Annotated in this window: 23 protein-coding genes and 1 riboswitch; of the genes, 15 read left to right on the forward strand and 8 right to left on the reverse strand. The window is 74.6% G+C overall.

The genetic code is table 11. The features are described from left to right. The first annotated feature begins 58 nt into the window (after positions 1-58). Positions 59-637, forward strand: a complete 579-nt coding sequence (locus BMY04_RS02270; protein WP_170853951.1) for a TetR/AcrR family transcriptional regulator — start codon at positions 59-61, stop codon at positions 635-637. A gap of 135 nt (positions 638-772) precedes the next feature. On the opposite strand, the gene BMY04_RS02275 is transcribed toward BMY04_RS02270, so the two are convergent. Next, positions 773-1,390 (reverse strand): helix-turn-helix domain-containing protein, encoded by a 618-nt coding sequence (locus tag BMY04_RS02275; RefSeq protein WP_170853952.1) that lies wholly within the window; start codon positions 1,388-1,390, stop codon positions 773-775. Positions 1,391-1,456: 66 nt separating this feature from the next. On the opposite strand from BMY04_RS02275, the gene BMY04_RS02280 reads away from it, so the two are divergent. Beyond that, complete coding sequence (locus BMY04_RS02280) at positions 1,457-3,133, forward strand: FAD-dependent oxidoreductase (protein WP_091177481.1); 1,677 nt, start codon at positions 1,457-1,459, stop codon at positions 3,131-3,133. Here the strand turns inward: BMY04_RS02280 and BMY04_RS02285 are convergent. The 3 genes from BMY04_RS02285 to BMY04_RS02295 form a co-directional block, all read right to left on the reverse strand. Then, on the reverse strand, positions 3,073-4,281 hold the full coding sequence (locus BMY04_RS02285) for a cysteine desulfurase-like protein (protein ID WP_091177482.1): 1,209 nt from the start codon (positions 4,279-4,281) through the stop codon (positions 3,073-3,075). The two genes, BMY04_RS02280 and BMY04_RS02285, sit on opposite strands and share 61 nt — an antisense overlap. A 20-nt stretch (positions 4,282-4,301) precedes the next feature. Further along, the gene (locus BMY04_RS02290) at positions 4,302-4,520 is read right to left on the reverse strand and encodes a DUF2630 family protein (protein WP_091177483.1); all 219 of its coding nucleotides are present in this window, start codon (positions 4,518-4,520) and stop codon (positions 4,302-4,304) included. 86 nt (positions 4,521-4,606) lie between these two features. Further along, positions 4,607-5,374 carry a DUF805 domain-containing protein gene (locus BMY04_RS02295; protein WP_232506047.1) on the reverse strand — a complete coding sequence of 256 codons (768 nt, stop codon included), beginning with the start codon at positions 5,372-5,374 and terminating at the stop codon, positions 4,607-4,609. Between the two features lie 209 nt (positions 5,375-5,583). Between BMY04_RS02295 and BMY04_RS02300 the strand changes: the two genes are divergently transcribed. After that, positions 5,584-5,805, forward strand: coding sequence for a hypothetical protein (locus BMY04_RS02300; protein WP_091177485.1), 222 nt, complete (start codon positions 5,584-5,586; stop codon positions 5,803-5,805). A 15-nt stretch (positions 5,806-5,820) separates the two neighbouring features. After that, positions 5,821-6,291, forward strand: a complete 471-nt coding sequence (locus BMY04_RS02305; protein WP_091177486.1) for a hypothetical protein — start codon at positions 5,821-5,823, stop codon at positions 6,289-6,291. A 10-nt stretch (positions 6,292-6,301) separates the two neighbouring features. On the opposite strand, the gene BMY04_RS02310 is transcribed toward BMY04_RS02305, so the two are convergent. Both BMY04_RS02310 and BMY04_RS02315 read right to left on the reverse strand, forming a co-directional pair. Then, entirely contained in the window at positions 6,302-6,703 is a 402-nt protein-coding gene (locus BMY04_RS02310; RefSeq protein ID WP_091177487.1) for a YybH family protein, read from the reverse strand. Positions 6,704-6,910: 207 nt separating this feature from the next. Continuing rightward, complete coding sequence (locus BMY04_RS02315; protein WP_332452305.1) at positions 6,911-7,840, reverse strand: TetR/AcrR family transcriptional regulator C-terminal domain-containing protein; 930 nt, start codon at positions 7,838-7,840, stop codon at positions 6,911-6,913. On the opposite strand from BMY04_RS02315, the gene BMY04_RS02320 reads away from it, so the two are divergent. The 10 genes from BMY04_RS02320 to BMY04_RS02365 all read left to right on the forward strand — a co-directional run bounded on the left by BMY04_RS02320 (position 7,833) and on the right by BMY04_RS02365 (position 16,011). After that, positions 7,833-8,732, forward strand: coding sequence for a DUF2382 domain-containing protein (locus tag BMY04_RS02320; RefSeq protein WP_091177489.1), 900 nt, complete (start codon positions 7,833-7,835; stop codon positions 8,730-8,732). The genes BMY04_RS02315 and BMY04_RS02320 overlap by 8 nt on opposite strands. A 5-nt stretch (positions 8,733-8,737) precedes the next feature. Then, complete coding sequence (locus tag BMY04_RS02325; RefSeq protein WP_170853953.1) at positions 8,738-9,253, forward strand: DUF2382 domain-containing protein; 516 nt, start codon at positions 8,738-8,740, stop codon at positions 9,251-9,253. Beyond that, positions 9,250-10,170, forward strand: coding sequence for a hypothetical protein (locus BMY04_RS02330; protein WP_091177491.1), 921 nt, complete (start codon positions 9,250-9,252; stop codon positions 10,168-10,170). The genes BMY04_RS02325 and BMY04_RS02330 overlap by 4 nt, the downstream gene beginning before the upstream one ends. Positions 10,171-10,181: 11 nt before the next feature. Beyond that, entirely contained in the window at positions 10,182-10,586 is a 405-nt protein-coding gene (locus BMY04_RS02335; RefSeq protein ID WP_198409888.1) for a phage holin family protein, read from the forward strand. Continuing rightward, positions 10,583-11,245 carry a DUF3618 domain-containing protein gene (locus tag BMY04_RS02340; protein WP_091177493.1) on the forward strand — a complete coding sequence of 221 codons (663 nt, stop codon included), beginning with the start codon at positions 10,583-10,585 and terminating at the stop codon, positions 11,243-11,245. The genes BMY04_RS02335 and BMY04_RS02340 overlap by 4 nt, the downstream gene beginning before the upstream one ends. Positions 11,246-11,363: 118 nt before the next feature. Further along, positions 11,364-12,032, forward strand: a complete 669-nt coding sequence (locus tag BMY04_RS02345; protein ID WP_198409889.1) for a hypothetical protein — start codon at positions 11,364-11,366, stop codon at positions 12,030-12,032. 82 nt (positions 12,033-12,114) lie between these two features. Beyond that, positions 12,115-12,223: riboswitch (TPP riboswitch) on the forward strand. A gap of 39 nt (positions 12,224-12,262) precedes the next feature. Next, positions 12,263-12,934 (forward strand): YkoF family thiamine/hydroxymethylpyrimidine-binding protein, encoded by a 672-nt coding sequence (locus BMY04_RS02350; protein ID WP_198409890.1) that lies wholly within the window; start codon positions 12,263-12,265, stop codon positions 12,932-12,934. After that, positions 12,931-13,590: an ECF transporter S component gene (locus BMY04_RS02355; RefSeq protein ID WP_198409891.1), complete on the forward strand. Its 660-nt coding sequence runs from the start codon at positions 12,931-12,933 to the stop codon at positions 13,588-13,590. The genes BMY04_RS02350 and BMY04_RS02355 overlap by 4 nt, the downstream gene beginning before the upstream one ends. After that, positions 13,580-15,250, forward strand: coding sequence for an ABC transporter ATP-binding protein (locus BMY04_RS02360; protein WP_170853954.1), 1,671 nt, complete (start codon positions 13,580-13,582; stop codon positions 15,248-15,250). The genes BMY04_RS02355 and BMY04_RS02360 overlap by 11 nt, the downstream gene beginning before the upstream one ends. After that, positions 15,247-16,011 (forward strand): energy-coupling factor transporter transmembrane component T family protein, encoded by a 765-nt coding sequence (locus BMY04_RS02365; RefSeq protein ID WP_091177495.1) that lies wholly within the window; start codon positions 15,247-15,249, stop codon positions 16,009-16,011. The genes BMY04_RS02360 and BMY04_RS02365 overlap by 4 nt, the downstream gene beginning before the upstream one ends. Before the next feature lie 11 nt (positions 16,012-16,022). On the opposite strand, the gene BMY04_RS02370 is transcribed toward BMY04_RS02365, so the two are convergent. Continuing rightward, a complete protein-coding gene (locus BMY04_RS02370) occupies positions 16,023-16,499 on the reverse strand; it encodes a DUF2000 domain-containing protein (protein ID WP_170853955.1) in 477 nt (158 codons plus the stop codon). A gap of 69 nt (positions 16,500-16,568) precedes the next feature. Here BMY04_RS02370 and BMY04_RS02375 point away from each other — a divergent pair, with 69 nt between their 5' ends. Continuing rightward, a complete protein-coding gene (locus BMY04_RS02375; protein ID WP_091177496.1) occupies positions 16,569-17,090 on the forward strand; it encodes an Lrp/AsnC family transcriptional regulator in 522 nt (173 codons plus the stop codon). A 154-nt stretch (positions 17,091-17,244) separates the two neighbouring features. On the opposite strand, the gene BMY04_RS02380 is transcribed toward BMY04_RS02375, so the two are convergent. Further along, positions 17,245-18,195: an alpha/beta hydrolase gene (locus tag BMY04_RS02380; RefSeq protein ID WP_091177497.1), complete on the reverse strand. Its 951-nt coding sequence runs from the start codon at positions 18,193-18,195 to the stop codon at positions 17,245-17,247. Positions 18,196-18,401: the final 206 nt, after the last annotated feature.

Genomic DNA, 18,401 nt, shown 5'->3' on the forward strand with positions numbered 1-18,401 from the left:
ATAGGAAGCGAAACCTCTGGAACCATAGCGAACGGCTATTCTTTTTTCCATGCCGCGCGTGAGTGACGCACATCGCGCTGCCCGGCGCGAGCAGATCGCCGAGGCAGCGCTGCAGGTGCTCGCCCGGAAGGGGTCGGACGCCTCGATCGCCGAGATCGTGGCCGAGTGCGGGCTCTCCGCCGGCGCGATCTACGGCAACTTCGAGAACAAGGCCGACCTCGCGCGCTACATCGCGGGCCAGCTGCTGCACCGCAAGATCGGCATCCTTGACGACGCGGTGAGCGACGGCGCCGTACGGACTCCGGCCGAGGTGCTGCGCCTCTTCATGTCGCTGCGCCGCAAGCCGGGCGACCTGTCGGTGCTGCTGCAGTTCTGGGGCGAGTCGACCGTCGACCCCGACCTGCACGCGATCATGACGCAACGGGCCGGCGAGTTCCGCGACGCGATCGCGCGGGCGCTGCGCCCGTGGGCCGAGGTCCAGCCCGAGGCGGCCGACGGAGGTGCCGAGGCGCTCGCGCTGCGCAGCGCCGAGGTGTGCCTCGCGATGGTCCAGGGCTGGTTCGCGAACACGGCCCTCTTCGGCTGGCTCGGCGGCGAGGAGTTCCTCGACGGCGCTGAGCGCGCGTTCCGCGGCTGACCCGCCCCCGCCCCGCCGCACCCAGCCCTCCCCCACCCCGTCGAGAGGTAGGTTGCCGCGCGTTCTCGGCCCGATCGGGCGCCGCAACCTACCGCTCGGCGGAGGTCTGGGAACCGAGGGGACGCAGGCGCGGGGTCAGGTGGTCTGCTTGGGACGGGCCCGGACGTGCATGCGCTCGCCCTGCGGGCCGAGCAGCGAGAGCAGCTCGGCCGGCTCCGGGCCGGGGTTGCCGAACCAGTGCGGCGTCCGCGTGTCGAACTCGACCACCTCGCCGGGCCCGAGCAGGAGGTCGTGCGGGCCGAGGAGCAGCCGGATCCGGCCCGACAGCACGTAGATCCACTCGTAGCCCTCGTGCGTGCGCTGCTCGGGCTGCCGCTCCGGCGGGTTCGGCGGCATGATCATCTTGTACGCCTGCAGCCCCTCCGAGCGCGGCGTGAGCGGCAGCAGGGTCATGCCGTAGCGCTGGATCGGCTTCGGCCGCACGCGCGGGTCACCGGTGTCCGGCGCGTCGACGAGCTCGTCGAGCGCCACCTGGTGGGCCCGGGCGAGCGGGAGCAGCAGCTCCAGGGTCGGCTTGCGGCCGCCGGACTCGAGCCGCGACAGCGTGCTCACCGAGATGCCGGTGGCCTCCGAGAGCTGAGCCAGCGTCGTCCCCCGCTCCAGGCGCAGCTCGCGCAGGCGCGGGCCGACGGCGTCGAGCACGGGGCCCAGGTCGAAGGGCTGGCCGGGGTGGGCCGGGTGGTCGTGGGGCACGGCACCAGTTTGCCGCTCCGGCAACAGCACTTGTCAATCCGGCGACGCCGCGAGCACCATCGGAGCATGACCACGCCCGCACCTGACCCCTCCACCCCGGACGTCCTCGTCGTCGGCGGCGGCGCCGCCGGCCTCGCCGCCGCGGTCGCCCTCGCCCGCTCCCTGCGCTCGGTCCTCGTCGTCGACTCCGGGCAGCCGCGGAACGCCCCGGCGGCCGGCGTGCACAACTACCTCGGCCGCGAGGGCGTCGCCCCCGCCGACCTCTACGCCGACGGGCGCCGCACGCTCGAGTCGTACGGCGGCGCCTTCACCGCCGGCGAGGTCACCGCGCTGGAGCGGCTCGGCACCGACCCGCTGCAGCCCTGGTTCCGCGCGACGCTGGCCGACGGCCGGCAGGTCGAGGCCCGCCGCGTCGTGGTCAGCACCGGCCTGGTCGACGAGCTGCCCGACGTCCCCGGACTGCGCGAGCGCTGGGGCCGCGACGTCCTGCACTGCCCCTACTGCCACGGCTACGAGGCCCGCGGGACGGCGATCGGCATCCTGTCCACGACGACGCTGACGGCGCACCAGGCGCTGATGTTCCGCCAGCTGAGCGAGGACGTGACCCTGCTGACGCACACCGGCCCGGCGCTGCCCGACGAGACGCGCGAGCGCCTCGAGGCCCGCGGTGTGCGGATCGTCGAGGGCGAGGTCGTCGAGGTGCTCGTCATCGACGACGCGCTGTCCGGCGTCCGGCTCGCCTCCGGCGACGTCGTGGCCCTGCGGAACCTCGCCGTCGCGGCTCCCGCGGTCGCCCGCTCGAGCCTGCTGGCCGCCCTCGGCGTCGAGGTCGCCGACCTGGTCATGGGCGAGCAGGTCCTCGGCGCGTACGCCGTCACCGAACCCACCGGCGCGACCTCGGTCCCCGGCCTCTACGCCGCGGGCAACGTCGCGACCGTGCAGGCCCAGGTCTCCACCTCGGCCGCCGCCGGCCTGATGACGGGCGCCTTCGTCAACGGCCAGCTCATCGAGGAGGAGGCGGCGTACGCCGTCCAGGAGCGCCGCGCGACGGCCGCGCTGTGGGACGAGCGCTACGCCCACCACCACGGGCACGGCGGCACGCCGAACCCGACGCTGGTCTCCACGGCCGAGGGGCTCGAGCCCGGTACCGCGCTCGACCTCGGGTGCGGCCGCGGCGAGGACGTGCTCTGGCTGGCCCGGCAGGGCTGGCGGGTCCTGGGCGTCGACGCCTCGGGCGTCGCGGTCGCGCAGGCGCAGGACGCCGCGGCGCAGGAGGGTCTGGCCGACCGCGTACGGGTCGAGCAGCACGACCTCGCCGGGTCGTTCCCGGCGGGCGAGTACGACCTCGTCACGACGCACTACCTGCACTCGACGCACGGGCTGCCGCGCACCGAGGTGCTGCGCCGCGCGACCCGGGCGGTCGCCCCGGGCGGCACGCTGATCGTCGTCGGCCACGCGACGCTGCCGCCGTGGGCCTGGCGCGACCTCGACGCCGCGGCCCGCGAGCTGCCGTCGGCGCAGGAGGTCTGGGAGTCCCTCGGGCTCGCCCAGGACGAGGCGTGGCAGCTGGTCCGTCTCGACACCGCACCGCGCGCGGTGAGCCACGGCGACGAGCACGGGACGATGGACGACAGCGTCCTGGTCGCCCGCCGGCTCGCCCCCGCCGGGCGGACCGGCACGGGTCAGGCGAGCAGCGCGTCGAGCCCGGCCAGCAGCCGGTCGACCTCCTCGGCGTCGGTGTAGGCGGCGAGCCCGACCCGGACGCCCGCGTCGTCGTCCAGCGCGAGCGCCCGGAACGGCTCGACCGCGTAGAAGGACCCGGCCGGCGCCAGCACGTCGTGGCCCAGCAGCCCCTCGGCCACGTCGGCGCTGCGCCGGCCCGGGAACGTGAGGAACAGCGTCGGCGTCCGGTCGGCGGCACGGGAGTGCACGACCACTCGCTCGCCCAGGCCGGCCAGGCCCGCCTCGAGCCGCTCGCGCAGCTGCTGCTCGTGGGCGTGGACCTCGGCCTGGTTGGCCGCGAGCCGCTCGCGGCGGGTCCCGCTCGCCGCGGGCGCGCCCGGCAGGTCCGCGAGGAAGTCCACCGCCGCGGTCGCCCCGGCCAGCACCTCGTACGGCAGCGTGCCGAGCTCGAAGCGTTCCGGGACGCGGTCGGTCGACGGGGCGAGCTTGTCGGGGTGGATCGTCTTCAGCAGCGCGGGGTCCGCGGCCAGGACGCCGCAGTGCGGCCCGAAGAACTTGTAGGGCGAGCACACGTAGAGGTCGGCCCCGAGCGCGCCGGGGTCGGGCAGGCGGTGCGCCGTCAGGTGCACGCCGTCGACGTAGAGGAGCGCACCGACCGCGTGGGCCCGGTCGGCGACGGTCCGGTGCGGCGGGATGGTGCCGACCAGGTTCGACGCGCCCGTCAGCGCCACCAGCCGGGTGCGCTCGTCGACCACGGCGAGCGAGGCGAGGTCGAGCTCGGCCGTCGCCGGGTCGAGCTCGAGCCAGCGGACCTCGACGTCGCGCAGCGCGGCGGCCTGCACCCACGGACGGACGTTCGCGTCGTGGTCGAGGCGGCTCACCACGACGTTGTCGCCCGCCGACCAGGTCCTGGCGAGGGCGCGGGAGAGGTCGTACGTCAGCTGCGTCGCGCTGCGGCCGTGGACGATGCCGTCGGGCGCGGCGGCGAGCAGGTCGGCGTACGCCTGCCGGAACGCCCGGACGGCGTCGTCGGCGTTGCGCTGGGAGAGCGAGCCGGAGCCGCGGTTGGAGAGCGGTCCGGTGAGGGCGCGGGCGACCGCCTCCCCCACGACGGCCGGGGTCTGGGTCCCCCCGGGTCCGTCGAAGTAGGCGGTGGGCCCGTCGAGGGCGGGGAAGGCGGCACGCAGCCGCGCGACGTCGAGGGTCACGGGTGTGGGTCCGGCCGGCGCTACTGCAGGTAGCCCTCGACCTCGCCCTCGGGCCTCACCTGCGCCTCGTCGGGGTTCTTGCCCGCGTCGCGCAGGCCCTCGCGCTGGCGCAGCAGGTCCCAGCACTGGTCGAGCGCGACCTCGATGCGCCGGCGCCGTTCCGGGTCACCGTGGTTCGTCGCGTCGCGCTCCTGGGAGACCAGGTCGTGGATCTTGGCGAGGATCTCGTCGTCGTTCACGCCCCTGATCCTCACACCACGCCCTCCTCCGTCGGCAGGCACCGTCGCGCAACCGGTGCGCGCCGGTGCCGGCCGAGGGTCAGGACCTAGGGCTGACGGTCGTAGCGCTGCCCCTGCGGCACGGGCGCGGAGGCCCAGAACACGATCAGGATGATCGAGCCGACGACGGGGATCAGGGAGAGGAGGTACCACCAGCCCGACCGGTTCGTGTCGTGGAGGCGGCGGGCCGACAGCGCGAGGAGACCGACGAAGGTGGCCAGGCCCCAGATGATCGAGCCGAGCGACGCCCGGAACGACCAGCCGAGGACCTCGCCGAAGTAGGTGCCGAACTGGGACTGGTCGGTCGGCGGCAGCGGCTGCGGCCCGGCGGTGGCCTGGCTGATGATGTTGAGCACGATCGACACGAGCGACGACACGAGGATCCACCACCAGAACTCGCTCCGGCTCGCGCGCCCGCTGAACGTCGCGTACTTCTTCCAGAAGCGCTTCACCGCCTGGCCGATGGTGGCGCCGTAGAGCGGCTGCGACAGCGGGACCTCGCCGACCTGGCCGTACGGCTGCTGCCCCGGCCCGTAGGGATCCGGCTGCCCGTACGGCTGCTGGCCGTAGGGCTGAGGGGCCTGCTCGCCGTACGGCTGCTGGCCGTAGGACTGCGGCGCCTGCTCGCCGTACGGCTGCTGGCCGTAGGACTGCGGCGCCTGCTCGCCGTAGGGCTGCTGCCCGTACGGCTGCTGGGGCTGCTGCCCGTACGGCTGCTGCTGGTCGCCGTAGGGCTGCTGCTGGCCGGAGGGCTGCTGGGGCTGGTCGCCGTAAGGCTGCTGGCCCTCGGGGCGGGGCGGGTAGTCGTCGGGCACGGTCACCGGTCCTTCGCGGGGGATGCGCATCCTCGGAGGAGGCGCGGACGGGCGACACCCTACGGTCACCCGGGGCCGCGTCGGGCGGTTCCGGGCGGCGACCTGCCGGGCGGTGTGAGCGCTCGGCGCGTCTCGCCCTACGGTCGGGTGCAACCAGGGAGGCCGCGGGTCAGAAGGGCTTTGCGACCAACCCCACGAGGAGGAGCCGCATGAGCGAGCAGCCCGTCGAGAGCCAGTCCACCGAGCCGCAGTCCTGGACCCAGCTGGGCAAGGAGATGTGGACCTACCTGACCGGCCGCGGCGCCGTCATCAACTACAAGCTGATCGACATGACCGTCGAGGTCCCCCGCGACACCGGCGCGGACGCGCCGCGTGCCGTGTGGAAGTTCGACGGGACGCTGCAGATCACGACCAGCGACGACCAGCACTGAGCTGAGTCCTCGCCCGTGAAGATCGTCGCCGACCTGGCCTTCCAGGTCGTCCCCGACGGGACCGCGCGCGGCCCGCACCCGACCCCGGTCACGGGACGGGTGCGGGCCGACGGTTCCGAGGTCACCGTCGAGTTCTCGACCACCCCGTCGTTGGCCGGGTCGGGCACGCGCCCGCTCGTCCGGCCGCTCGCCCGCACCCTCGACGAGCACGGCGTGACGGTCCGGCTCACCGGCCCGTCCGGCACGCTGCTCACGCTCGGCCACGGGGTGCGCACGCCCTGGTGGCAGGTCCCGGCGACGAGCAGCCGGCGGATCGCGGTGGCCTCCGTGCCGCTGGCCCTGCGCTCGCTGCGCGGGCCCCGGCTCTTCGCGGCCGCCCTGCCGCCGCTGCTCGCCCAGCCCGGCGCGCTCCGGCTGTCCCGGCGTCGCCGCGCGTTCGCCGTCGCCCGCCAGGCGCTGCGCCGGGTCACCGACCGCCGCCGCTGACGCCGGGCGCTCAACCCGCCGGCGGCGCCAGGTCCGCGTGCCGGTGGACCAGCCGCCACTCCCCGTCCTCGCGGCGGAACACCTCGGTGGTGCGCAGCACCATCTCCACCGGCTCGGCGCGGCCGCGGACGTCCATCGACGCCACCTGCCGCCCCGTCCAGTAGGCGAGGTCGCCGCTCGAGCCCGAGCCCAGCACCTCGAACCGGCCGGTGCTGCCCGGCCCGAAGGCCGCCGCGCCCGCCACCTGGGCCTCGGCGACGGGGCCCGCCCCCTCGACCACCGCGCCGGACGGCGGGAGGAACGTGGCCGGCTCGGCGGTCGTCAGCATCGCCCTCAGGGCCTCCGGGTCACCGGCGATGTAGGCGTTCGACGCCGCCTCGCGGCGCCTCAGGAAGTCGTCGAAGCTCTCCATGGGGTCACGCTAGGGCGGCCCGCCGACAGTTCCTGAGGGCGCCTGACCCCCTGCGGAAGTGCAGCGACCGGAGCGAAGGACGCCAACCCCTTCGGGGCCCTTCGACAGGCTCACGGAGCGTCCGCCGGGGCGCCGCGACCGCAGCGCAGGACGCCAACCCCTCCGGGGCCCTTCGACAGGCTCAGGGAGCCTCGACCGGAGCGCCGGCTACTGCGACAGCTCTGCGTCCAGCCGGTCGAGCAGCGTCTCGAGGGACACCTCGAACTCCTCCTGGCTGCGGTCCTCGCTCAGCAGCGGCCGGAGCCGCAGCACCTCCGGGGTCCCGCTGAGGTCGAGCGTGCCGTCCTCGTGCGGCAGCGCCGCGCCGCCCTCGTCCACCGGCTCCTCCGCCGGTGACGTGGCGGCCCCCCGGACGGCGGCCTCGAGGAGCAGCTGCCCGAGCAGGAAGCTGCTGAAGGCCCGGTACGCCCCCACCGCCTGCTCGTCGCTCATCCCGTGCGCCCGCAGGGTCCGCAGGAAGGTCTCGACGAGCTCGATGCTGCGCAGCGGGGGGCGCAGCCACGGCGCGGCCGGGTGGCGGGTGGCCACGAGGGGGAAGGCGTTCGGGTGCTCGATCGCGATGCGGCGGATCTCGTGCGCCACGGTCTGCAGGAAGCCCTGCCAGTGCTCGCTGAGCTTGCCGTCGAGCCCGCTCGTCACGTCGGCCAGCAGGCTGGCGACCACGCCCTCGAGCAGGTCCTCGCGTCCCTTGACGTAGCGGTAGAGCGACATGGCCTCGACGCCGAGCACCTGGGCGAGGTTGCGCATCGAAAGGCCCTGGGTCCCTCGCGCGTCGATGAACCGCAAGGCGGCGTTCACGATCTTCTCACGATTCAGCCCGCGCCCCTGGGGTACCGGGCCACTGAGACCTGCGCTGTCGGGCATCGCCCCATCCTCCCCCGTAGGGGTGTACCGGCCCCGCCCCGGTCCCGGCTTACGCTGTAAGTTCCGAGAAGGCTTACACCGTAAGCCCCAGCGAGCGGCCCCCACGGGTGCCGCCCCGGGGGCGGCGCAGGCCGGACGAGCGCCCAGCGCCGAGCAGTCCCACCAGGGGACGAGCCGGCACGGGGCACGACGAGGAGGAGCAGGGATGAGCATCACCACCGATCAGCTGCAGAAGCTGTCCGGACGGGGCCACGTGTACGCGGGCTCGGAGAAGGTCGGCGGGATCGGCCAGGTCTACCTCGACGACAGCACGGGCGAGCCGAGCTGGGTCACGGTCAAGACCGGCCTCTTCGGGACCTCGCAGTCCTTCGTGCCGCTGCACGGCGCCGACGTCCGTGGCGACGACATCGTCGTCACCTACGGCGAGGACCAGATCAAGGGCGCCCCGCGCGTCGACGACGACGGCTCGATCAGCCCCGAGGACGAGGACCGGCTCTACGAGTACTACGGCCTCTCCTCCACCGGGACCACCGGCACCACGACCGGCACCACGACGGGCACCACGACGGGCACCACGACGGGCACTGGCGTCGCCGGTGCGGACCTGCGCGACGACGTGGACACGACCTCGGCCGGCCGTGCGGGTGCCGACCGCGGCGTGAACGAGCACGGCACGCAGGGCCACGACACCTCGGGCCCCACGACCGACGACGCCATGACGCGCTCGGAGGAGCGGGTCGCCGTCGGCACGCAGAGCCGCGAGGCGGGTCGTGCCCGGCTGCGCAAGTACGTGACCACCGAGACCGTCTCCCAGACGGTTCCGGTGAGCCACGAGGAGGTCACCCTCGAGCGTGAGCCGATCACCGACGCGAACGCGGGCGAGGCGTACGACGGCCCGGCCATCAGCGAGGAGGAGCACGAGGTCGTCCTCCACGAGGAGGTCCCCGTGGTCGAGAAGGAGGCCGTCGCGGTCGAGCGCGTCAAGCTCGGCACCGAGACGGTGACCGACGAGACGACCGTCTCCACCGACGCCCGCAAGGAGCACATCGAGCTCGAGGACGACGACGCGACGACCACGCGCGGCACGGACGCCGACCGCCGCTGAACGTCGTGACCGACGACGACGAGACCTCGGGGCGCACCGCCGGTTCGGTGGTGCGCTCCGAGGAGCGGGCCCGGGTGGCCTTCCCGGTCCGGGTCCGCGGCCGCGTGCGGCTCCGCAAGCGGGTGGTCACCGAGGAGGTGACCCAGACCTTCACCGTGCGCCGCGAGGTGCTGGAGGTGGAGGAGCTGCCCGGCGACGAGCCGGGCACCGAACCGTCCCGGGAGTCGCAGATCGTCTCGACCGACCCGGACGACGACGGCTTCGACATCGTGCTGCACGCCGAGCAGGTGGTGCCGACGATCGAAGTTGTTCCGGTCGAGCGCATCCGGGTACGCACCCGGGTGGTGGCCACGGACGTCATCGTCTCCGCCGACCTCCTGCGCGAGCAGGTCGAGGTCAGCACGACGAGCACGGACGCCCGCACGCCCACGACCGCAACACCAGGCGCGGCGGGCGCGCAGCACGACGAGGCGGGTGCCGACGACGGAGGCACCCGGACAACCAAGGAGGAACACCCATGACGACAGATCCCTACGGCGACGCAGGATCCGCCACGTTCGGCCCGGGCGGGCAGGCTCCGGTCGCCCCCGGCTACGGCATCAGCGACCCCGCTCCCGCCACCTACGGCGACGACACCGGCGCGACCGCGGCCGGCAGCGGCCTCGGCAGCGGCTCCGGCAGCGGCTCCACGAAGGAGACCGCCAAGGCCGAGGCCGGCCAGGTCAAGGACACCGCGGCGGGCGCCGCCCAGCAGGTCGCCGGCACCGCCAAGGAGCAGGCGTCCAACGTGGTCGGCGAGGCCAAGGCCCAGGCGTCGAACTTGCTCGACCAGGTCCGCGGCGAGGCCGGCTCGCAGGTCGGCAACCAGAAGGACCGCATCTCGAACCTGGCGCACTCGTACGCCAAGGAGCTCGGCTCGCTGGCCTCCGGCTCCCCGGAGGACGGGCCCGTCAAGGACCTCGTGCAGGACCTCTCGCGCCGCATCGGCGGGGCCGGGCACTGGATCGAGAACCACGAGCCGGCCGACGTCCTCGAGGAGGTGCGCCGCTTCGCGCGCCGCCGTCCGGGCGCCTTCCTGCTCTCCGCGCTCGCCGCTGGTGTCGTCGTGGGTCGCCTGACCCGTGGCGCCGTCGACGAGCACCGCGCCGAGTCGGGCGTGACGGGCACCAGCACCCCCGAGCTCACCACCGGCCAGCCCTCGACGTACGCGGAGCCCGCGTACACGACCGGCCAGCTCGGCTACGCCGACGCCCCGGCGACCAGCTACCAGGGCCAGACCGGCCCGACCGGCTACCCGAGCGGCGGCACCTACGGCGACCAGCCGCCGGCCACCCAGCCGGGCTACGGCGACCAGGGCTACGTCGAGGGCGGCGGCCTCGCCGACCCGTACGGCAGCCAGGGCTCGACCTACGGCACGAATCCCGGCGACGTCCGGTGAGCAGCCCGTACGTGCCTCAGGAGTCGGAGGAGGAGCGCCGGTCGCTCGGCCAGGTGCTCGGTGACGTCAGCAAGGACCTGTCCACGCTGGTCCGCCAGGAGCTGACGCTCGCCAAGGCCGAGGCCAGCCAGTCCGCGAGCCGGGCCGGGAAGGGCGTCGGCATGTTCGCCGGCGCCGCCGTGGCCGGCCTGCTGCTGCTGGTCTTCGTGTCGGTCTCGGCCTGGTGGGGCCTCGGCCAGTTCATCGGCAACCAGTGGTCGGCGCTCGTCGTCGCCCTGGTGTGGCTGATCGTCGCCGTCGTGCTCGCGCTCGCCGGCAAGAAGGAGCTGGCCCGGGTCAAGGGCCTGCCGCAGACCGCCGACACCGTCGGCAAGATACCGAACGCCCTGAAGGGGCAAGAGGAGCGAAACCGATGACCAGCAACGACCCGGAGCAGATCCGCGCCGACATCGAAGCCACCCGCGCCCGCCTGAGCGCCGACGTGGACACCCTGGCCGACGAGGCCAACCCCAAGAACATCGCGCGACGCAAGGCGGACGACGTCAAGGAGTCCGTGCGCGACCGTGTCACCGGCCTGAAGGATTCGATCATGGGAACAGCAGAGGACGCCAAGGGCGCCGTGCAGGACAAGGTGGGCTCCGCCCGCGACCACGTGGGCGGCACCACGGGCTCGGCCCGCGACTCGCTCTCCGACGCCACCGGCTCGGCCAAGGACGCCGTCAGCAACGCCCCCGGCAACGTCAAGGCGCGGACCCGGGGCAACCCCCTCGCCGCCGGCGTCGTGGCCTTCGGCCTCGGCATGCTGATCTCGGCCGTCATCCCGTCCACCGAGCGCGAGCAGGACGCGGTCTCGGCGCTCAAGGAGAAGGCGGAGCCGGCCAAGCAGCAGCTGACCGAGGTCGCCAAGGAGGCTGCCGACAACCTCAAGCAGCCGGCCCAGGAGGCCGCGGCCGCGGTCAAGGACACCGCCCAGGAGGGCGTGCAGACCGTCAAGTCGGAGGGCCAGTCGGCCGCCGGCGACGTCAAGGACCAGGCCGCGTCGTCCAAGGACGCCGTGCAGGAGTCCCGCTCGTAGCACCACCTGCCGCACGACGAACCGGCCACCACGACCCGTACGGGCGTGGTGGCCGGTCCGTCTCTGCCGACCGCGATACCTTTCGGGTCGCGGTGCACCACCGACGTTCGGAGCAGCCATGAGCAGTGCAGTGAACCCGCCGCGGGACGACCGCGGCACCGGGACCAACCCGTCCGGCGGCACCGGGGGCTACCGGCCCGCCCCGGCGACCCCCGCCCCCGGCTCCACGGACAACCGCGAGCTCGTGCGCCAGCAGCGCGACCGCTTCGGCGGCATGAAGTTCGGCGCGTGCTTCTTCGGCTGGCTCGCCGCCACGGGCACCGCCGTGATCCTCACCGGGCTGCTCGCCGCCGCGAGCGTGGGCATCGGCGTCAACACCGGGCTCACCCCGCAGCAGGCCGGCGCCAACGCCCCGGCCATCGGCCTGACCGCGGCGATCGTGCTGCTGGTCGTCGTGCTGGTCGCCTACCTCGCCGGCGGGTACGTGGCCGGCCGGATGGCGCGCTTCAACGGCGTCAAGCAGGGCGTCGGCGTCTGGCTGTGGGCGATCATCGTCGCCATCGTGCTCGGTGTGCTCGGCTTCATCGCCGGCGACCAGTTCAACGTCCTCAGCCGCCTGAGCGGCCTGCCGAGCCTGCCCGTCAGCGGCCAGTCGGCCACCGTCGGCGCCGTGATCAGCATCGTCGCCGTCGCCGTGGTCGCCCTGGTCGGCGCCATCCTCGGCGGGCTGGCCGGGATGCGCTACCACCGCCGCATCGACCACGCGACGTTCGACGACGAGGTCTGAGCCTCGTCTCGAGGCGGCTCTGCCGCCGGGTCGTCGACCGGCCGCCCCTCCCCGGGGCCCGGTCGGCGACGGACTAGGGTCTCCCGCAGTGCACGGGAGTCCGGTGAGCCGGGCTGAGAGGGAGTACTCGAACTCCGACCGTAGAACCTGATCTGGATCATGCCAGCGCAGGGAGCTTGAAGGTCTTCACCACCGCCTTCCGTGCCGTCCGTCGACGGAAGGTCTCCCCTGTGCCCAGCACGACCACCCCCACCCTGCTCCCCGCGGACGACCCGAGGGCGCTGGTCGACGACCCGCTCGCCTTCGGCGTCGGCGCCCGCGTGACGCTCGCGGTCATGGCCGACCGCTACGTCGAGCTGATCACCGACGCCCTGGCGTCCGCCGATGCCGGCGGCCTCGTCCTCGAGACCGGCGACGTCAGCACGTACGCGGGCGGGACCGAGCACGACCTGCTGCGCTGGCTGACCCAGCTCGGCGCCGCGGTCGCCGCCAGCGGCGTGCACGCCGCGATGGTCGTCCACCTCTCGCGCGGCTGCCCGGGCGAGGTCGTCTGCGCCCTGCCCGGCGGTGCCGGGCCGCGGGCCGTCGAGACGCCCGGCGGCGTGCGCACCGGGCACTTCGCCACGGCGGAGTGGGCGCTCTACCCGCTGGCCGACGAGGTGACCGGCGACGTCGAGCCCGACCACATGCGCGACATCTACACGGCCATCGCCCGCGCCCGCGACAACGGCACGTTCGTCGCGTCCGAGCACTTCGTCACCCGCCTCGCCGGCGACCTCGGCGACGTCCTGGGCACCGTCGTCGCCGGCTGGACCGGCGTCGGCCGCAGCGTCCAGCACGTGACGAGCCACCTCACCGTCTCGCTCAACAGCCCGAGCCACACCGCCGGGGAGGTCCGGTGAGCACCGCACGCGAGACCCCCGGGACCCGCGAGACCGGCACCGCTCCGGCCCGCCGCGCTCCCCTGCCGCTGCGCGACCTGGTCCTGATGGTCGTGCTCGGCACGGTCTTCGGCTTCCTCTACTGGGCCCTGGTCCAGGGCTGGACGGCGCTGTCGGTCGCCATGGGCCCGGCCGGCGACCTGGCGCAGCACTTCCTGCTCGGCGGCTGGCTGCTCGTCGCCCCGCTGGCCGTGGCGATCATCCGCCGTCCCTTCGTGGGCATCCTCGCCGAGGTCATCGCGTCGGTCGTCGAGGTGGTGTTCCTCGGCTCCCCGGTCGGGCCGCTGCTCTTCGTCGCCGCCGCCATCCAGGGCCTCGGCAGCGAGCTGCCGTTCGCGCTCGGGCGCTACCGACGGTTCGGCTGGGCGCGCTTCGCGGTCTCCGGGCTCCTCGGGGCGGGGCTGGTCTTCTTCTGGTCGGCCTTCCGGTTCGGCTGGTACGGCCAGGACCTGTTCTGGTTCCGTCTCGCCGTCCAGCTCGCGTCCGGCGTGGTGCTCGGAGGGCTGCTGGCCAAGGTCCTCGTCGACGCCCTGGTGCGGACCGGGGTCCTCGACAACTTCGCGATCGTGCGCGACCGGCGTGCCGGCCAGGCGCCCCCGGTCCGTCGTGCCCGCTGATCCGCTCCTGGTCCGTGCGCGTGACCTGGAGGCGGTCTACGCGAGCGGCGACGGGGTCGGCCCGGTCGACCTCGACCTCGCGGCCGGGGAGGACCTGCTCGTCCTCGGCCCGTCGGGGTGCGGGAAGTCCACGCTGCTGCGCTGCCTGACGGGCGCGGTCCCGCATGCTGTCGACGCGAGCGTCCGCGGCTCCGTGGTCGTCGGCGGCGTCGACGTCGCCACGAGCAGCGTCGCCGCCCTCGCCCACGCGGTGGGCGCCGTGGCCCAGGACCCGCAGACGGGCGTGTGCCTGCCCGACGTCGACGACGAGGTGGCCTTCCCGCTCGAGAACCGGTGCGCCGACCCCGCGTCGATCGGGCCGGCCGTCGCGCAGGCCCTGGCCGTGGTCGGGGCCTCCGACCTGGGCGGGCGCAGCACCACGGAGCTGTCCGGCGGCGAGCTCCAGCGGGTCGCCCTGGCGGCCGCGCTGGTGGGGCGACCGGCGCTGCTGGTCCTCGACGAGCCGACCTCGATGCTCGACGGGCCCGGCCTGACCGCCGTGCGGGAGGCGGTCGAGTCGGGCCGCCGGACCACGTCGGCGGCGGTCGTGCTCGTCGAGCACCGCCTGGACGAGTACGCGGGTGACGCCGGCGTCGACGGGCTGCCCGGCCGGACGCTGGTCCTCGACCGCGGCGGGCGGGTCGTCGCCGACGGGGCCAGCGCCGACGTCTTCGCCCGCCACGCCACGGACCTGCTGGCGATGGGCTGCTGGCTCCCCCTCGACGCCGAGCTCGCCGCGGTCACCGGCCGGGCGGGCGGTCTCGCCTCCGCGGGGGTGCGCGCCGCGGTCCTCGCCCTCGCCCTGGACGCACCCCGGTCGCGCGCCCGTCCGGGCGGCGAGCCGCTCGACCTCGAGGGCGCGACCGTCACCGCGTCCCGGTCGACCCGTCCCGTCCTGCGCGACGTCTCCGTGCGGCTGCACCGGGGCGAGCTCGTGGCCCTGGTGGGCCGCAACGGCAGCGGCAAGACCACCCTGCTGCGCTGCCTCGCAGGCCTGGCCCGTCCGGCCGCCGGGCGGCTGCGTGGTCCGCGCGCGGGCCTGGTCTTCCAGCACCCGGAGCACCAGCTCACCCAGTCGTCGGTGCGGCGCGAGGTCGCGTACGGCCTGCCCGCGGAGCGCGAGCCGGAGGTCACGGCCTGGCTGGAACGCTTCGGCCTCGACGCGTTCGCCGACCACGACCCGTTCCGGCTCTCGGGCGGGCAGCAGCGCCGTCTCGGTCTCGCCGCCATGCTCGTGCACCGCCGACCCTTTCTGCTGGCCGACGAACCCGGCTACGGCCTGGACCGGCGGGCGACCGTGACGGTCATGCGCTCGCTCTCCGACCTGGTCGGCGAGGGGCAGGGGGTGTGCTTCTCCAGCCACGACCTGCGGACCCTCTGCGCGTACGCCGACCGTGTGCTGGTGGTCGGCGAGGGCCGCCTCGTCGCCGACACCACGCCGCTCGCCCTGCTGCGGGACGAGACCGCCCTGACGGCTGCGGGCCTCCGGCTGCCGCCGCTGCTGCGGTGGCTGCGGGACGAGGTCGGCACCGACGGCGACCTCCGTGCCGTGCTGCAGGGACTCGACGCCCAGGTGCTGCGGGCGCAGGCCCCGGACCCGCAGCGGCCGGTCGCGGCGTGAGGGCCCCGGTGGGCGACCCCCACGGCTGGCTCGCCCGGCGCAACCCGACCGTCAAGCTCGCGCTGCTCTTCGGCTGCTCGGTGGTCACCCTGTTCCTGCTCGACCCGGTGACCCTGGCCGCGCTCTACGCCCTGGGTGCCGCCGCGGTCCTGGCGACGACCGACCTGGGGGTGCGGCGATTGCTGGCCGCGCAGGTGCCGTTCGTGGCCTTCGGCGCGGGCCTCGTCCTGGTCAACGCGTTCAGCCGGCCCGGCACCCTCCTGGCGCCCGGGCTCCCGTTGCGGGTGACGGTCGAGGGCGTCACGGTCGGGGTCGCGCTCGCCCTGCGCACCCTCGTGATCGGGGTGCTGTCGACCGGCTTCGTCGTCAGCACGACTCCGCAGCGGCTGCTCACCAGCCTCGTCCAGCAGGCCCGGCTGAGCGCCCGGGCGGCGTACGCCGTGCTCGCGGGCTACCGGCTGCTGCACCTGCTCCCCCAGCACTGGCAGACGATCCGCGACGCCCACGCGGTCCGGGCGCCGCTCGACCGACGGGGTCGCCCTGCCCTCGGGCCCCGCGTCTTCGTCCGCTCGGCGTTCACGTTGCTGGTCGTCTCGATCCGCGCCGGCGAGCGGATCGCCCTGGCGCTCGAGTCCCGGGGGCTGGGCACCGGACCGCGCACCACGTGGCGCCCGGTCGCCCTCGACCGGCAGGACGCGTGGTGCGTCCTCGCCGTCGTCGCCGCGGTCGCGCTGGTCCTCGCGGTCGGCGTCCTCGCCTGACGCGCGGGGTCTCAGCCGAGCAGCGGCAGCCGGCCGACCAGCTTGTCGACGCGGTTGCGGGGCCCGACGACGCTGACGGCCAGGTAGCGCAGGTCCTCGGCCGCGGTCGTACCGACCTGGTCGAGGTACTCGGCGTAGACGCGGGTGCTCTGCGCCGCCTCGGGCATGTCGGCGACGAACACGCCCTCGGCCGCGGCCGCCTTGCGCCGGACCGTCGCGAGCTGCTCGGGCTTGGCGCCGAGGACCGAGCAGCCGGCCCAGGGCAGCCCCGGGTGGTCGGAACCCGCGGCGTCGGTCGCCCCCGGACCCAGCAGCCCGCCCACCCCGGCGGTCGTGGCGCTGGCCACGCAGACCGCGGCGTTCACGGCGAGGCCGGCCGGGAGCGTGGCGTCGACGAGGACGACCCACTTGAGCCGAGCCGCACGCGTCGGCTCGTCGATCCTGATCTCGTCCTGGGCGAACCCCGTCTCCTGCTCGTACGTCGTCACACCAGGAGTCTTGTCGTACCGACGGTACTCGTCCAGACAGGCCGTACGTCGTACGGCTAGGGTGCACCGATGGCGCAGTTCGACGACCTTGATACGGCGATCCTGCGCGAGCTGCAGGTCGACGCACGGCGGACCAACCGGGACGTGGCCGCCGCCGTGGGGGTCGCGCCGACGACCGCGCTGGACCGGACGCGGGCGCTGCGCGACCGCGGCGTCATCCGCGGCGCGACCCTCGACGTCGACCTCGCGGCGCTCGGGCGCGGGGTGCAGGCCCTCGTCGCGGTGCGCGTGCGCCCGCCGTCGCGCGCGAACATCGAGGGGTTCCGCACCTGGGCCGCCGCGCTGCCCGAGGTGGTGGGCGTCTTCGTCACCAGCGGGTCGGAGGACTTCCTGCTGCACCTCGCCGTGCCCGACCTCGACCACCTGTACGCGTTCGTCATCGACCGGCTCACCGAACGTCCCGAGGTCGCCGACGTGCGCACCTCCGTCGTCTACGAGCACCTCCGCGCGCAGGTCGTGCTGCCCGCTCCCGACCCTGGCCCGAAGGGCGGTCGAGCACGCGGGGGCGGTCGGCGGAGAAGGACTCCCTGACCTCGTCGACCCTCCCTGACCTCGTCGGCGCTCCCGGAGCTCGTCGACGCTCCCTGAGCTCGTCGAAGGGCCCGGAACGGGTCAGCGTCCTCCCCGGCTGAAGGAGTAGCCGACCTCTTCGTGGCCCTTCGACAAGCCCAGGGGGTCCTGCTGGTCAGGCGAGCGCGCGGCGCAGGGCGTCCAGGCGCAGCGCCCAGAACCGTCGGCTGAGCGCGGCGTCCGGGGCGACCTTCTCCGAGGCGTGGTAGCTGCCCGGCAGCACGTGCAGCTCCGTCGGGACGCCCGCGGCGACGAGGCGCTGCGCGAAGTCGACGTCCTCGTCGAGGAAGAGGTCCACGGTGCCGACGTCGATGTAGGTCGGCGGGAGGCCGCTGAGGTCCTCCGCCCGGGCCGGCGCCGCGTACCCGTCGGCCTCCCGGCCGCCGAGGTACCAGGCCCACGCCTCGACGTTGACCGAGCGGTCCCAGGCCCCGACGTCGGTGACCGCGTGGCTCGACGGCGTCTCGTTGCGGTCGTCGAGCATGGGGTAGAGCGGCATCAGGAAGCGGATCGCGGCGCCGCCACGGTCGCGGGCGAGCAGGGCGGTGGCGATCGCGAGGCCGCCCCCGGCGCTGCCGCCGTAGACCGCGAGCCGGTCGGCGTCGAGGCCCAGCTCGTCGGCGTGCGCAGCCGTCCACACCAGGCCGGCGTAGCAGTCCTCGGGCCCGGCCGGGTAGGGGTGCTCGGGCGCCAGCCGGTACTCCACCGAGACCACGACGGCCGGGAGCGCGTCGCAGAGCCAGGTGGCGGTCGGGTCCTCCCCCTCGACGTCGCCCATGATCATCCCGCCGCCGTGGATGACGTACACCCCGGGCAGCGGCCCGGTCGCCCCCTTCGGGCGGTAGACCCGGACGGTGATGTCCGGCTCCCCCTCGGGGCCGGGAACGGTCCGGTCCTCCTTGTCCACCCGGGCGTCGGCGGGCACCTCCGGGCGGACCCGTACGGCCCGCGAGGTGGCGCGGCGCTGGACGATGTCGGGGATCGCGTGCAGCCCGCCGGGCACGGCCGCCAGCATCGCGTCGAGCGCGGGCAAGGACTCGGGGTCGATCAGCTCACGGCTGGACACGTCGCTCCTGGGAGGAAGGGGGAGGGCGAGCACGGACGCACGTGCCGGCACTCGCCGGTCGTGCCGGGCCCATCGTCGCCCACGCCGTCCGCATCCCGGTACGGGCCTCGCGCGCCCGCCCCTGCGCGCGCCCGTCAGCCGCCTGCGGGAAGCGGTCCCGCGCGTCCTATGCTCGGACGGCCCCCTTGTTCCGCACCCACGACGAC

Origin of the sequence: Microlunatus flavus (genome assembly GCF_900110855.1) — a bacterium.
Classification (GTDB): domain Bacteria; phylum Actinomycetota; class Actinomycetes; order Propionibacteriales; family Propionibacteriaceae; genus Microlunatus; species Microlunatus flavus.

Coding starts and splice junctions, on each gene's coding strand:
- BMY04_RS02280 (WP_091177481.1), top strand. CDS start 1,457: ATGACCACGCCCGCACCTGACCCCTCCACCCCGGACGTCCTCGTCGTC.
- BMY04_RS02300 (WP_091177485.1), top strand. CDS start 5,584: ATGAGCGAGCAGCCCGTCGAGAGCCAGTCCACCGAGCCGCAGTCCTGG.
- BMY04_RS02310 (WP_091177487.1), bottom strand. CDS start 6,703: ATGGAGAGCTTCGACGACTTCCTGAGGCGCCGCGAGGCGGCGTCGAAC.
- BMY04_RS02320 (WP_091177489.1), top strand. CDS start 7,833: ATGAGCATCACCACCGATCAGCTGCAGAAGCTGTCCGGACGGGGCCAC.
- BMY04_RS02315 (WP_332452305.1), bottom strand. CDS start 7,840: ATGCTCATCCCTGCTCCTCCTCGTCGTGCCCCGTGCCGGCTCGTCCCC.
- BMY04_RS02330 (WP_091177491.1), top strand. CDS start 9,250: ATGACGACAGATCCCTACGGCGACGCAGGATCCGCCACGTTCGGCCCG.
- BMY04_RS02340 (WP_091177493.1), top strand. CDS start 10,583: ATGACCAGCAACGACCCGGAGCAGATCCGCGCCGACATCGAAGCCACC.
- BMY04_RS02345 (WP_198409889.1), top strand. CDS start 11,364: ATGAGCAGTGCAGTGAACCCGCCGCGGGACGACCGCGGCACCGGGACC.
- BMY04_RS02375 (WP_091177496.1), top strand. CDS start 16,569: ATGGCGCAGTTCGACGACCTTGATACGGCGATCCTGCGCGAGCTGCAG.